Origin of the sequence: Streptococcus moroccensis, assembly GCF_030812835.1 — a bacterium.
Classification (GTDB): domain Bacteria; phylum Bacillota; class Bacilli; order Lactobacillales; family Streptococcaceae; genus Streptococcus; species Streptococcus moroccensis.
Window position 1 is genome coordinate 18,082 of sequence record NZ_JAUSTM010000010.1, and the last position, 12,012, is coordinate 30,093.

10 protein-coding genes are annotated in these 12,012 nt (G+C 42.8%); 1 reads left to right on the plus strand and 9 read right to left on the minus strand.

Annotation, left to right across the window (positions count from 1 at the left end):
- Window positions 1–78: 78 nt before the first annotated feature.
- From J2S23_RS05980 to tgt, 7 genes are all read right to left on the minus strand, one after another.
- Entirely contained in the window at window positions 79–855 is a 777-nt protein-coding gene (locus tag J2S23_RS05980; RefSeq protein ID WP_307121843.1) for a glycerophosphodiester phosphodiesterase, read from the minus strand.
- A 20-nt stretch (window positions 856–875) separates the two neighbouring features.
- On the minus strand, window positions 876–1,664 hold the full coding sequence (locus tag J2S23_RS05985; RefSeq protein WP_307121844.1) for a DUF2785 domain-containing protein: 789 nt from the start codon (window positions 1,662–1,664) through the stop codon (window positions 876–878).
- A gap of 74 nt (window positions 1,665–1,738) precedes the next feature.
- Window positions 1,739–4,426, minus strand: a complete 2,688-nt coding sequence (locus tag J2S23_RS05990) for a cation-translocating P-type ATPase (protein WP_307121845.1) — start codon at window positions 4,424–4,426, stop codon at window positions 1,739–1,741.
- 239 nt (window positions 4,427–4,665) lie between these two features.
- A complete protein-coding gene (locus tag J2S23_RS05995) occupies window positions 4,666–5,052 on the minus strand; it encodes a YwiB family protein (protein WP_307121846.1) in 387 nt (128 codons plus the stop codon).
- A 1-nt stretch (window position 5,053) separates the two neighbouring features.
- Window positions 5,054–6,754, minus strand: coding sequence for a DNA polymerase III subunit gamma/tau (gene dnaX / locus J2S23_RS06000; RefSeq protein WP_307121847.1), 1,701 nt, complete (start codon window positions 6,752–6,754; stop codon window positions 5,054–5,056).
- A complete protein-coding gene (msrC, locus tag J2S23_RS06005) occupies window positions 6,754–7,257 on the minus strand; it encodes a free L-methionine (R)-S-oxide reductase MsrC (RefSeq protein ID WP_307121848.1) in 504 nt (167 codons plus the stop codon). The genes dnaX and msrC overlap by 1 nt, the downstream gene beginning before the upstream one ends.
- 47 nt (window positions 7,258–7,304) lie before the next feature.
- The gene (gene tgt / locus J2S23_RS06010; protein ID WP_307121849.1) at window positions 7,305–8,447 is read right to left on the minus strand and encodes a tRNA guanosine(34) transglycosylase Tgt; all 1,143 of its coding nucleotides are present in this window, start codon (window positions 8,445–8,447) and stop codon (window positions 7,305–7,307) included.
- A gap of 131 nt (window positions 8,448–8,578) precedes the next feature.
- Here tgt and J2S23_RS06015 point away from each other — a divergent pair, with 131 nt between their 5' ends.
- Window positions 8,579–9,430, plus strand: coding sequence for a DUF975 family protein (locus J2S23_RS06015; RefSeq protein ID WP_307121850.1), 852 nt, complete (start codon window positions 8,579–8,581; stop codon window positions 9,428–9,430).
- Between the two features lie 142 nt (window positions 9,431–9,572).
- Here J2S23_RS06015 and glmS read toward each other — a convergent pair whose 3' ends face one another.
- Entirely contained in the window at window positions 9,573–11,384 is a 1,812-nt protein-coding gene (gene glmS / locus J2S23_RS06020; RefSeq protein ID WP_307121851.1) for a glutamine--fructose-6-phosphate transaminase (isomerizing), read from the minus strand.
- 166 nt (window positions 11,385–11,550) lie between these two features.
- Complete coding sequence (locus tag J2S23_RS06025) at window positions 11,551–11,982, minus strand: CoA-binding protein (RefSeq protein WP_307121852.1); 432 nt, start codon at window positions 11,980–11,982, stop codon at window positions 11,551–11,553.
- Window positions 11,983–12,012 lie beyond the last annotated feature (30 nt).

Genomic DNA, 12,012 nt, shown 5'->3' on the forward strand with positions numbered 1-12,012 from the left:
GTTAACAGTGTTGGAGTTCATTAAGAGCGTTAAACTGCCTCTTGTTGAACAGTTGATATACGATGAGCAGGCTAGGACTTATGTCCCAGCCTGCTCACTTTTTTCATGTGATGTAACAATTGTCGTGTTTAGTTCATCTAACTCTCTTTGCCGCAAAGCTTCTTCTGGGTTATCTGTGAAAAAGCCTTTGACTCCCAGTCTAAAGGCTTTTTGCATGTCCTCTGTTCGATTGACCGTCCAGAGGCGATAGCTTTTTGGAATAGAAATCGTTAATGATTTGAAAAATGCTTTGCGATGCGGGTGTAAAGTCTGAATAAAAGGTAGTTTGTTCGCCAGCCACATGAGATGCTTTTCTTCTTTCATCAGAAAGGCTAACTCAATGCCTGAATCGAACTTACTCATCCTGTAAAGGGTAAAGAGGTTAAAGCTCGAATAATAATAGTCAAAGGACCACTGCCGAGACTGCATGAGCTCTGAAAGCGCCTTTTCGATTCCACAATAGGGGTATTTGTCAGTCTTCACTTCAATATTTAGCTCACCGTCAAACTGTGATTCCTCCAAAAAGAGAAGCACTTCTTCTAAACTTGGAACTCGTTCTCGGAAAAACTCCGGAAAAAACCACGATCCCGCATCAAAGGCTTTGATGTCAGCCATGGTCATTTTCCTGACCAGACCCCGTCCACTAGTTGTGCGATCTATCCGTTCATCATGGATCACCATGAGATGACCGTCTTTTGTCATGTGAACATCTAACTCAATCCCATCAGCACCAACTCGCAGAGCCTCCTGAAAGGCTATGATTGTATTCTCTGGGCGATTGCTTTTACTGCCACGATGAGCAATAATTTTAGTCATAACATCATCCTTTACTGAAGTTAAATCAATGCATAAAGGACATCCTTGTCAGATGCCTCGAGAAGATTAGCGTGATCGAGCTCCACATAGATTGGTAGCAAAAAGAGACGAAACGATTGTTGCCTATCCCAGTCATCTATAAATTCATTCGAAAAATTCCCCTTTTTTAACCAGTCTATCAATCCTTGAACAGATAGTTTCCCCTGAAGAATTGTCCGAATGATAACAGCCGCCAATCGTCCTTCCTCATCCCCTACAAAGCGCCTCTGTCGTGTTAGAAAAATGTCACCAAGCACTTCTAATACCTTATTCATCTGAATCGACGGGAATTGTGAATGACAAGCGGCGACTGCTAAAAGATCGGCTCCATGAGCAAAAGCATGAACCCATCCAAAATCAGGATGCAAAGCTGTATCATCTGTTTCAAGACGTAGATACTCTAGTGCCGTCTTAAAAAAATACTCTCTCACAGCCCGTGATAACTTTCCTTGAAAAGCACTGCCATCCCTGTCATCAGGCCAAAGCAAGAGGGTTTGAAGCAAGGCTGTAAAAGACCTTTTTAGCGTAGGCACCCCCATCTCTGGTAACTTAGAATAAATGGATTGCTCTGATTGACACCACTGACCGATTGCTTTAAACTGGTCCACCGTCAATCTTTCTTCGTCAATCATTTTACAGAACGACAGGTAAACCAAACCATCACGGATATCCGGATTGACATCGCCAATGTTTTCTAAACACCAGTTTATTTCCTCATCAGTATAGACACAGTTATCCATAGCTAATTTTAGTACTAATTGATCTTGCATTTCAACTCCCTTAAAATAACAAATAGAAGCTAGGCCAATGCCCTAGCTTCTATAAGTATATCATATTCAGTTGATTAGATAGCTTTCTTATCCATACCTAAGGCGCGTTGTACGAATTTCACGATTTCAACAAGGACAAACATAGCCAAACTTCCTGCTACGACGACACCCCACTGTGACAAGTCAAGGTGTGACACGTGGAAGATTTTTTCCAAGAACGGAATGGTAAGGGTTGCTACTAAAAGCAACAATGAACCGATAATAGCCATATTGAAGGTCTTATTCTTGAACGGTCCTACCGTAAAGACAGATTGGTAAACAGATTTAACGTTAAAGGCGTGTACCAATTGGATAAGACCAAGAGTCGCATAGGCCATCGTAAGGGCATCCGCATGAATTTCAGTATAAGTTGAGTGAACTGGGTTAGCAATGGCGTAACCATAAACCCCAAGAACTAGAGCTGCCTGCAAGATACCTTGGTAGGCAATCGCTCCAAGGACTCCACCAGAGAAGAAACTTGAATTACGCCCACGAGGTTTGTGCTGCATAACACCAGGCTCAGCTGGTTCCATACCAAGAGCAATCGCTGGAAGCGTATCGGTTACCAAGTTAATCCAAAGAAGGTGAACTGGCTCCAAGACATCCCATCCAAAGAGAGTTGCAAGGAAGATACAGAGCACTTCTGCGGTATTGGCAGAAAGCAAGTACTGAACTGTTTTTTGGATGTTGGAGAAGACCTTACGCCCTTCTTCAACCGCTACGATAATCGTTGCAAAGTTATCATCGGCAAGGACCATGTCAGAAGCACCTTTAGATACCTCAGTACCCGTGATACCCATACCGATACCAATGTCAGCTGTCTTAAGGGACGGCGCATCGTTAACCCCGTCACCAGTCATGGCAACGACTTTGCCTTCATTTTGCCAAGCTTTCACGATACGAACCTTATGCTCTGGTGACACACGAGCGTATACAGAGTATTGTTTGAAGACTTTTTGGAATTCTTCATCCGTTAATTCGTTAAGCTCTGCACCGGTGAAGACATGGTCTTCCGTATCCGTTGGGTCAATGATACCAAGACGTTTGGCAATCGCTTCTGCCGTATCTTGGTGGTCACCCGTAATCATGATCGGACGAATACCAGCCTCTTTGGCCACACGAACAGCTTCTGCTGCTTCTGGACGCTCAGGGTCAATCATACCGACCAAACCAGCAAAGATAAGATTATTTTCAACCGTTTCAGAAGTCAAGTCAGTAGGGACTGAATCTTCATACTTGTAAGCCATCATGAGGACACGAAGGGCTTGTTTAGCAAGAGACTTGTTGACGCGAAGGATTTCTTCACGGTCTTCGTCTGTGATTGGACGAACTTGTCCGTCAATTTCAATTTGAGTGACACGTTTCAAGAGCTGGTCTGGAGCACCTTTAACCGCTACAAAGATACGACCATCTGCTTGCGTGTGGAGAGTTGACATGAGCTTACGATCTGAATCAAATGGAATTTCAGCCACACGTGGCTCAGCTTTAAGTGCTTGACGGACATCAAAATGCTTATCCCATCCAAATTGAACCAAGGCAGTCTCAGTCGGGTCACCGATCAATTTACCTTCTTGGTCAAACTTGGTATCGTTAGCGTAGTTCATGACACGAAGGGTCATGCTGTTTTCAGAAATGGGTTCTGCCGCATCAGCCATTGTACCATTTTGGTAAATCTTCTCAACCGTCATCTTGTTCATGGTAAGAGTACCAGTCTTGTCAGATGCGATGATTTCAGTTGAACCGAGGGTCTCAACTGCTGGTAATTTACGGATAATGGAGTTCCGTTTGGCAAGAACTTGTGTCCCCATAGAAAGGACAACTGTTACAACCGCAGGAAGACCTTCAGGAATGGCTGCTACCGCAAGGGCAACTGCAGTCATCAAGGAATTGAGAGGTGCTTCACCACGAACAAAGACAGAAACGACAAAGGTAATCGCTGCAATCACCAAGACCGCATAGGTCAAGATCTTAGACAACTGATGCAGGTTTTGCTTGAGTGGCGTGTCTGACTCATCAGCGTTAGCCAACATGTTAGCGATGTGACCAACTTCTGTGTACATACCCGTGTTGGTAACAACCCCCAAACCACGACCATAGGTTACGTTTGAGTTTTGGTAACCCATATTGAGACGGTCACCGATACCAGCATCTTCTGATAATTCAACAGAGAGATCTTTATCAACTGGAACAGACTCACCTGTAAGGGCTGCTTCTTCAATCTTGAGGGAGTTTGCTTCAAGGAGACGCATATCGGCTGGTACAACATCACCAGCTTCTAACATGACGATATCACCAGGTACCAACTCTTTTGAGTCTACTTCTTTGGCGTGGCCGTCACGTAGAACACGCGCGCTTGGGCTAGACATAGACTTAAGGGCATCGATGGCTGCTTCTGCTTGGCCTTCTTGGTACACCCCAAAGGCAGCGTTCAAGACAACAACCAAGAGGATAATGATGGCATCGGTCAAACCGTGCATCCCCTCTGTAAGGACAGACAGACCTGCGGCTGCCAAGAGAATGATGATCATCAAGTCCTTGAATTGGTCAAGGAATTTTTGGAAGAGGGTGCGTTTTTCAGCTTCCTCTAATTCATTTCGGCCGTAAGTCGCTAAACGCTCCTGAGCCTGGGCACTGGTCAAACCATCAGTGGTCGTATCGAGTTTCGATAGGACATCTGATTCTGATAAGGTGTAAAACTTATCACGCAATTGTTCTTTTGACACTGTTTTTCTCCTTTTTTTCTAGCCTCTTTTCCATAAGAAAAGAGACCTGTTTAATAAAACAAGTCTCGCTGTTTAAGATTATGCCGGATAAACTCGTATTGACGACATAATCACGGTTCAGATGAACCGTCTGCTACTCCCTTGATATAAGTGATATTATACCACTTTAGGGTGAAAAATCAAGCTTCTCAGATTTATTTTTTCGTTTTTTTCATGAATTTCCAAACATTTTCAATGGCCTATTGCCAGGAAATCATCATCTGATAGGAGGCAAAAAGCTGATTGCCATCTAGTGGTTTTAAATCATAGTGAAGCAAAACATTCTGATTTTTTTTATCGAAGACGAGCTGATGCGTTCGCGTTACCAAATGTTGTAAGCCCATAGGGGTCGGAACGGTGACGATCGCATCTTCTGCTCTTACAAAACGCATAATTGATTTTGGATCTGAAAAGCGGGTCATCACTAGCTCATCTTGATCAAGCTTTAACACCACTTTTTCTCCTTCATCATTATGATAAATGAGGTAGGTAAAGTTCTTTTTTTCCTGAACTGTTACGTCAAAGGTTTGGAGGATAATTTCAGTTTCTTCATCTATTTGAATTTCATTTCTAAGGTGAATTTTCATCTTAATCTTCCTTTATCTCGAGGGTTTCAGCTAGAAAAGCAAAATTTTCAGGAATCTCTACCACTTGCTGGTCCTCTAGATCTGCTGATGATGCCTGAGGAATTGAGCTCATCTCCTTTTTTTCACGGCTACGACTTGAAAATTCGGCCCGAATAGCTACCCAATCCTCTTGGGCGATCGCTATTATCTCAGGTGAAAATCCAGCAGCTTGACTCAGAATATTGCCAAAAAGCACATTGAGATTATCGCGTTTCATCGTCTGTTCAGCATTGAATCGTGATTCAAAGGCTAAAATCGCATGGTTTTCATTGGCCGCAACAGGTTGCGATCCTGTTAGCAAAGCCCGATCAGCTCCCGATAAATGCTCTATGACTTCGGACCAGGCATTTTGAAGTTTGGTCAGATTTTCGCGAGCTAGTGTTGGATTTTCAACGGCTTCTTCTAAAATACGAGTGATTCGACTACGATCAATTTGATAATTCGGTCGCTTTTGGGCTGTTTTTGCTTGCGTTGTTGGTCCTACAGATTTTACTGGTGCCTTATTTTGCCATTGCTGCCATTTTTCCTGTAAGGCCTCTACTTGGCGTTGTAGGGTTTCTATCTCAGCTGACAAGGATGGAGACATCTCAGATTGAGAAAAGCTTGCTTCTGCTAATCTCATTGTCATGACTTCAGCATAGATTTTAGGCTGAGCACTTGCTTTAATTTCCCTTAAGCCAATAGTCACCTGATCAATGTATCTAAAAATATGACCTTGATCAATAGAGGCATTTTCTAAAAACAAACCTGATGCTCGACTGTTCTCGATCCCCGACTTCGCTAGTAATAAATCGCGTAGATAGATGAGAAGATCAGTCGCAAAGCGGTTCATGCTCTTACCTTCTTCAAAAATTGTCTGAAGTTGTCCAAGTGCCTCTTGGCTATCTTGACGAATGATGGCAGCGACGTAATGGTCCAGGGCTTGTAGACTAATCGATCCGGTTATTTCCTCGACCGTAGCTAAGGTGATGTGATCAGTAGTGGTCAGGCTCAAAGCTTGGTCTAAGATAGAGAGGGCGTCACGCATTCCCCCTTCAGCACGTCTGGCAATCATGGCCAGGGCTTCATTTTCATAACCGACTGATTCATACTCCAAGACCTTTGCTAAATGGTCTTTAATAGCAGCAGTCTGAATCGCCTTAAATTCAAACCGTTGCACACGAGACAAAATAGTGGCTGGTATCTTATGAAGCTCTGTCGTCGCTAAAATAAAGACAACATTTTCCGTAGGCTCTTCAAGGGTTTTCAACAAGGCGTTAAAGGCTCCTGTTGACAGCATATGCACCTCATCGATGATGTATACCTTATACTGCGCTAAACTAGGGGCATAGGTTGATTTATCACGGATATCACGGATTTCATCAACTCCATTATTAGAGGCGGCGTCAATTTCAATGACATCTTCAAGGCTACCATCTGTCACACTTTGGCAAATATAACAGCTATTACACGGCTCACCATTAACCTGATTGGGGCAGTTCATGGCCTTTGCAAATATTTTAGCAGCACTGGTTTTTCCGGTTCCTCGAGGGCCAGAAAAGAGATAAGCATGACTAATTTTCCCTGAAGAAACAGCCTGTCTCAGAGTCGTTGCTACCACTTCTTGACCGACCATTTCCTCAAAAGATTGACTCCGGTATTTCCGATAGAGTGCTTGATACATTAACGCATTTCTCCTAATCCAAACATGGCAAAGTTCCACTGTGTTTTATCTACTAAAAGAGCCACAAAGCGTTCCAAATAGTCTTGATCAATCCTATCATAATCAGACTTAAAACGTGAATCCAAATCGAGGACCCCAATTAACTGTCCGTCCTTTATCATCGGCACCACAATCTCACTCATAGCAGCTGAATCACAGGCAATATAATTGGCATGTGTCTTGACATCATCAACGATCAATGTCTCTTGTTTTAACGCAGATTCTCCACAGACACCTTTACCGAGCTCAATATGGACACAGGAAACACCACCTTGAAATGGACCCAGAATTAGCTCTTTTCCATCATAGAGATAGAATCCCGTGAAGACTGAATTAGGAAGTGCCTGATTTAAGAGTGCTGACGCATTTGAAAGATTTGCTAAGGGATTTGTTTCACCTTCTAATAGAGCTTCTAACTGAGCTAGCAATAGATTGTAAGCTTCTATTTTGTGACTTGATTTCATAAGCACTCCTTTTCTTTATCTTACAAATAAGTCTTGTTGATTAGCGATTAGAAATTACGGCCATTCTTTCCATAACCATATTTTTCCATAAAGTCTTGACGAAACTCTAATAAGTTATCATCCATAATTGCTTGACGAACATTTTCCATGAGATTGATTAAGAAATAGAGATTATGGTAGCTGGTCAGGCGAATACCAAACGTTTCATCTGCCTTCAGCAGATGACGCAGATAAGCACGACTATAATTCTGGCAAGTATAACAATCACAATCTGGATCCAGTGGACCAAAATCTTCTGCAAATTGGGCATTTTTGACCACAAGCCGGCCTCGACTGGTCATAGTAGTGCCATTACGAGCGATGCGTGTCGGCAATACACAGTCAAACATATCGACCCCCCGAATAACCCCATCAATAAGAGAATCTGGCGCTCCTACGCCCATCAAATAACGCGGTTTGTTTTCGGGTAAGAGTGGCGTCGTAAAATCGAGCACTGCATTCATCTCATCATGTGTCTCACCAACTGCTAACCCTCCGATAGAATAGCCTGGGAAATCCATGCTGACCAAATCTTGTGCTGATTGGCGACGGAGGTCCTCAAATCCTGCTCCTTGGACAATCCCAAAAAGACCTTGGTCATGTGGGCGACGGTGTGCTTTCAGGCCACGCTCAGCCCAGCGGCTGGTTCGCTCAATAGAGTTTTTGACATAGTCATAAGGTTGGTAAAATTGTGGACATTCATCAAATGACATCATAATATCGGAACCCAAATTATTCTGGATGGAAATGGCTTTCTCAGGGGATAGGAACATTTTTGATCCGTTTAAATGGTTTTTAAAGGTTACCCCTTTTTCCGTGATATTACGAGAATCTGCTAAGGAATAGACTTGAAAGCCACCACTATCTGTTAAAATCGGTTGGTCCCAGTTCATAAAGGTGTGAAGCCCTCCCGCTTTAGCAACGAGTTCATCACCCGGACGCAACCAAAGGTGATAGGTATTAGCTAAAATGATGCCTGACCCCATCGTCTTTAGTTCTTCTGGTGATAGGGTTTTGACGGTTGCCTGGGTTCCTACAGGCATAAACATGGGGGTTGGAAAAGTGCCGTGAGGTGTGATAATCTCTCCTAAACGAGCACCTGTATGCTTTTCTTTTTTAATCAAACGATATTGAATCGGTGATTCTGACATGGTTTCCTCCTCCTAGGAAAAACAGTCCTAGTTGTCTTTTAGACTTGATTATACCATATTATGCAGAAGCCTGCATTTACTTTAACAGCTTTTTTTGGGTATAATAAAAAGTGATATAAAAGGAGGAATTTATGGAAAATTATGATATCCGTGAGGAAGCCCGTCAGGTCCTTGCCAACTTAAAAGGAAAATACTTGCTCTTTCTCATTCCTATCGTTATGCAAATCTTTTCAACCATGAATACAATTAGAGTGCAATGGAACACACTGGGTGAAGAAGGAATGAGCAATCCAGCTCTTACTAATACAACTGCTCTTAGCGCTAATGCCCCTAATTTAGTTTGGGAATTTTCTGGAGACATTTTTAATTCCGCCATCTCCATCTTGATGTCCTTTATCACTCTTGGCATTCTTTGGACAATGCTAGAAACTATCCGTGGCCTTCGCTCGGAGGTAACGTTTAAGGATAGTCTTCGTGCCTTTTCATCGGATCATTTTGGAAAAGTCTTTGCCACACTATTTATGAAAGGTCTCTTTCTTTTCTTATGGAGCTTACCTCTTCTGATTGGAGCTGTGACTGTGATCGTTTCTGCAGGCTTCTTGCTTCTCGATTATCTTCAAGAAATCACCTTAACCATTGATCCAAACACGGTTGGTCTCATTTTTTTGGCTGGAGCTCTAGTCTCAGTATTAGGATTAATCCCCCTCATCATTAAATCCTATAGCTATGCAATGACTGAGTACATCCTCCATGATGAAATAAAAAATGGGACTTACACTTCTGCACGATCATGTATCACTGCTAGCAGACACATGATGAACGGCTATAAATTCCAATTATTTCTCTTACAGTTTAGTTTTATTGGTTGGTGGCTCTTGGTTGCTGTTACGTTTGGATTAGCAGCAATTTATGTCATCCCATATTACAATACTACTCAGACTGTATTTTACAATCGTCTAACCAAGTACCTACAAACTCATTAATCAATGATATAAAAAGCGCCGTTCGTTTGAACGGCGTTTTTAGCTACCCTAGACTTCTTCAAATCTTATGCTGTTCTCATTACTTAATGAGTTAACCTGATGTCTCTTGATGAATTCATGGACAAGACCTGGTGGCCTCTTATTATTCAACTGTGACTGATTTAGCGAGGTTACGTGGTTTGTCAACATCTAGACCACGCTGAAGTGTCGCATAGTAGGCAACTAGCTGTGTTGGAACGACCATGGAAATTGCCGACAAGTAAGGGTGGACTGGAACGACCTTGATATCATCTGTTTCCCTTGCTAATCCTTCTTCAGCAATGACTAATACGTTCGCACCACGCGCCGCAACTTCTTGGATGTTCCCACGTGTGTGGGCAGCGACTGCTTCATCTGAAGAGATGAGAGCAAGGACAGGAACACCGTCTTCAATCAGAGAAATCGTCCCGTGTTTGAGCTCTCCAGCTGCAAACCCTTCACACTGAATGTAGGAAATTTCCTTAAGTTTCAAGCTCGCTTCCATAGCAACATAGTAATCATTCCCACGACCGATGTAGAAGGCTGTACGAGTCTTTGCCAGAAGCCCTTCTACTTTTTCAGCGATACTGTCTTTTTCAGATAAGGTTGCTTCGATAGACTGAGCAACAAGGGACAATTCATGTACGAGGTCAAAGGCTTTAGCTTTTTCATTGCCATCCGCATCGCCAACCGCCTTAGCTAAGAAGGCTAGAGTCGCGATTTGAGCGGTGTAGGCTTTTGTCGACGCTACGGCAATCTCAGGTCCTGCGTGAAGCAACATGGTATAATTTGCCTCGCGGGATAAAGTTGAGCCTGGGACATTGGTCACCGTAAGACTTGGAATTCCCATTTCATTAGCTCTTACGAGAACCTGGCGACTGTCAGCTGTTTCACCGGATTGGCTGATAAAGATAAACAGCGGTTTTTGGCTTAACAATGGCTGGTTATATCCCCATTCTGAAGCAATCCCTAATTCTACTGGTGTATTGGTTAAGGCTTCTAGCATGTTTTTCGCTGCAAAACCAGCATGGTATGACGTTCCTGCAGCAATGATGTAAAGACGATCAGCTTCTTGAACAGCCTTGATAATAGCTTCATCCACCTTAACCTGACCATTGTCGGAATAAGCAGAAATGAGCTTGCGCATCACAGATGGTTGCTCATCGATTTCTTTGAGCATGTAGTAAGGGTATGTTCCCTTGCCAATATCGGAAAGGTCAAGCTCAGCTGTGTATGACTCGCGCTCAAGGCTATTGCCAGCATAGTCTTGGACGGACACACTGTCTTTGGTGACAATGACCAGCTCCTTATCATGAATTTCCATAAATTCAGACGTTTCACGAATCATGGCCATGGCATCAGAACAAACCATGTTGTAGCCTTCACCCACACCAATTAAAAGCGGTGACTTATTCTTCGCGACGTAAATGACGTCAGGATTTTCGCTGTCAACCAAGGCAAAAGCGTAAGACCCTTCGATGAGATGGAGAGATTTTTTAAAAGCTTCCAAAACGGATAAACCATCTTCTACCAATTGACCAATCAAATGAACAGCAATTTCTGTGTCTGTTTGACCATTAAATTCATGATTAGCTAAAAACTCTTCCTTGATGGCCAGATAGTTCTCAATCACACCATTGTGCACCAAGATAAACCGACCAGTTGCAGAGGTATGCGGATGCGCATTTTCCTTTGAAGCAGGACCATGGGTCGCCCATCGAGTATGTCCGATGCCTGTTGAACCGGCCACATCAATCCCCAGTTTAGAACGCAAGTCTGCAATGCGACCAACAGACTTAATCAATCGGCCATTGTTTACGCCATTCGCAACAAAGATCCCTGCTGAATCATAACCGCGGTATTCTAACTTTTCTAAACCTTGCATTAAAATATCCGTTGCATTACGATTTCCTACAACACCAACAATTCCACACATAATTATCTAAATCCTTTTCTTAACTAAAATTTAAAATTGGTATAGTCTGATTGCTTCAGAAGTATACGATAGATATAGTATAATCAAGGTTTTTGTTTTTGTCAACTATAAAATTGGTATAGCCTGATTACACAAAAAATCACCTGAATGGATCAGGTGATTGTCATTAAGCTTTCATGGCTTGGTACTCAATTTTGATACAACGATTCATAACAATATCATATCGTCCCGCTACACGGAGGATATTTTCTGCCTCTTGACTCTCAAGGCCTAATTGCGCCCAGAATACTTTAGCATCTGTCTCTATAAAGTCTTTAGCAACATCTGCCAAGAATTCACTGCGCCGGAAAACATTGACAATATCAATGGGAACGGAAACGTCCTGTAAACGTGCATAAACAGTTTCTCCGAGAATGGTTTCTCCAACAGCTCTGGGATTAACTGGAATAATGGTATAGCCAGCATCTTGCATTACTCGACTGACTTGGTAGGCAACCGTTTCTGTCCGGCTTGATAGGCCAACAACTGCGATCGTTTTGGCTTCTCTTAGGTAATCAAAGATTGTCTCTTGACTCGGATTTTGAAAAGAATAAGACATAAGAACCTCCTCTATGGGTTTTAAAATGCG

What these genes read in the sequence shown, in the direction of transcription:
- J2S23_RS05980 (WP_307121843.1), bottom strand. Translation starts at nt 855, where the DNA reads ATGACTAAAATTATTGCTCATCGTGGCAGTAAAAGCAATCGCCCAGAG.
- J2S23_RS05985 (WP_307121844.1), bottom strand. Translation starts at nt 1,664, where the DNA reads ATGCAAGATCAATTAGTACTAAAATTAGCTATGGATAACTGTGTCTAT.
- J2S23_RS05995 (WP_307121846.1), bottom strand. Translation starts at nt 5,052, where the DNA reads ATGAAAATTCACCTTAGAAATGAAATTCAAATAGATGAAGAAACTGAA.
- dnaX (WP_307121847.1), bottom strand. Translation starts at nt 6,754, where the DNA reads ATGTATCAAGCACTCTATCGGAAATACCGGAGTCAATCTTTTGAGGAA.
- msrC (WP_307121848.1), bottom strand. Translation starts at nt 7,257, where the DNA reads ATGAAATCAAGTCACAAAATAGAAGCTTACAATCTATTGCTAGCTCAG.
- tgt (WP_307121849.1), bottom strand. Translation starts at nt 8,447, where the DNA reads ATGTCAGAATCACCGATTCAATATCGTTTGATTAAAAAAGAAAAGCAT.
- J2S23_RS06015 (WP_307121850.1), top strand. Translation starts at nt 8,579, where the DNA reads ATGGAAAATTATGATATCCGTGAGGAAGCCCGTCAGGTCCTTGCCAAC.
- glmS (WP_307121851.1), bottom strand. Translation starts at nt 11,384, where the DNA reads ATGTGTGGAATTGTTGGTGTTGTAGGAAATCGTAATGCAACGGATATT.
- J2S23_RS06025 (WP_307121852.1), bottom strand. Translation starts at nt 11,982, where the DNA reads ATGTCTTATTCTTTTCAAAATCCGAGTCAAGAGACAATCTTTGATTAC.